Annotated in this window: 1 protein-coding gene; it reads right to left on the bottom strand. The window is 65.3% G+C overall.

The features are described 5' to 3' along the window. Nucleotides 1–17: 17 nt before the first annotated feature. On the bottom strand, nucleotides 18–1169 hold the full coding sequence (locus D7V80_RS40975; RefSeq protein WP_120593144.1) for an IS4 family transposase: 1152 nt from the start codon (nucleotides 1167–1169) through the stop codon (nucleotides 18–20). Between the last annotated feature and the right edge of the window lie 111 nt (nucleotides 1170–1280).

Here is a 1280-nt window from a genome sequence, read left to right as displayed (position 1 = left end):
CTGAGGCATCCCCTCATTCATAGGACGGCGTAGACCTCTCGGAAGAACATCTGCGCAAGGACCAGTTCGCCGAAACGCCTCATCAGTGGCTCGAATCGATGTTCTTTCATCATCGGCAGCGCGCCGTAGAAATACAGTCCCTGGTTGAAGAGCGAGTGGGTGCGCCTGGCCACGGTGTTCGCCTTGAGCGTCCGGTCCAGGCCGGTGTCCTCGGCGGCCGCCCCGAGCAGGGTGAGCAGCGCCACGGCCATCGCGCTCACCAGCAGCAACCGGTCGCGCCGCTCCGGGTCCTTCAAACGAGCGGAGGAAAGGCCCATGCCGAATCTCCAGTCCTTGGCATCGCGGAAGCTCTCCTCAATCGAGAAGCGCCGGCCATAGAGTTTCACCACCTCCGTGGCGCTGGCCACAAGACTCGTGGCGAGGCACCAGGCGTCTTTCATCCCAGGCGCCTTCACCACCACGACGGCCGAGAGGCCGTAGCGCCGGGCTGTGACTCTCGCGTTCTTTAAAGTCGTCGCGCGTCCACTCAGGGGCACCCACTCGGCGGCGGTCCGCACGACGCCCTTCCCATCCTCGACGTGGATGCACTCGCGGAAGCGGATGACGAAGTCGAAGCCAAGCTCCGCCTTCAGCAACTCGTACAGCTCGACATCCCCAAAGCCGCGGTCAGCCAGTACCGTCACTTTGACGCCCTCGGGCAGCACCTCGCGAAGCCGGCGCAGCACCAGGTCCTCCGCCTCGTTCCGGTTGCCGGCCAAGCCACTCTTGAGGGCCGTGTGCCACAGGAGCGGGGTGGCGCGTCCGTGCTTCGTCAGCAGGGAGAGACAAATCGTGCTGTGGTCGTCGGGCTCGAAGTCGGTCCAGTCCAGCGCCACCACCGCCTCGGTGCGCTGCGCGAGCACCATCGGCACCCACGAGGCGAAGAGTTCCCAGACGTTCACCCCGGTATTGGAGAGCAGCCGGTCCACCTGCTTGATGGCGTGCTTCGGCTCCAGCCCTCGGGCCTGCGCCAGCGCACGGCCCACGGTGGCCACCGCCAGCGAGGCCGCGTGAATGACACCCAGCGTCGCATTCGCCAGCGACAACACGCGCCTGGCATGGAGGTCCTCGCTGACGACGGACCTCACGAACTCCTCGACGACTTCCGGGCTCAATGGATGCTCGCGCATCCGCGAACCGTCCTCTTTGAGGCCCGTCAGTTCAACTGGCTCCGCAGCTATCCCAGCAGCAGCAGCCCTATGGAAGATCAGCCTCCCTCATGCGATGAGGGGATCCCTCAG

It is taken from the genome of Corallococcus sp. CA054B (genome assembly GCF_003611625.1).
Classification (GTDB): domain Bacteria; phylum Myxococcota; class Myxococcia; order Myxococcales; family Myxococcaceae; genus Corallococcus; species Corallococcus coralloides.
The sequence above is the reverse complement of the archived record's forward strand: the minus strand, read 5'-3'. Positions and strand labels throughout refer to the sequence as shown.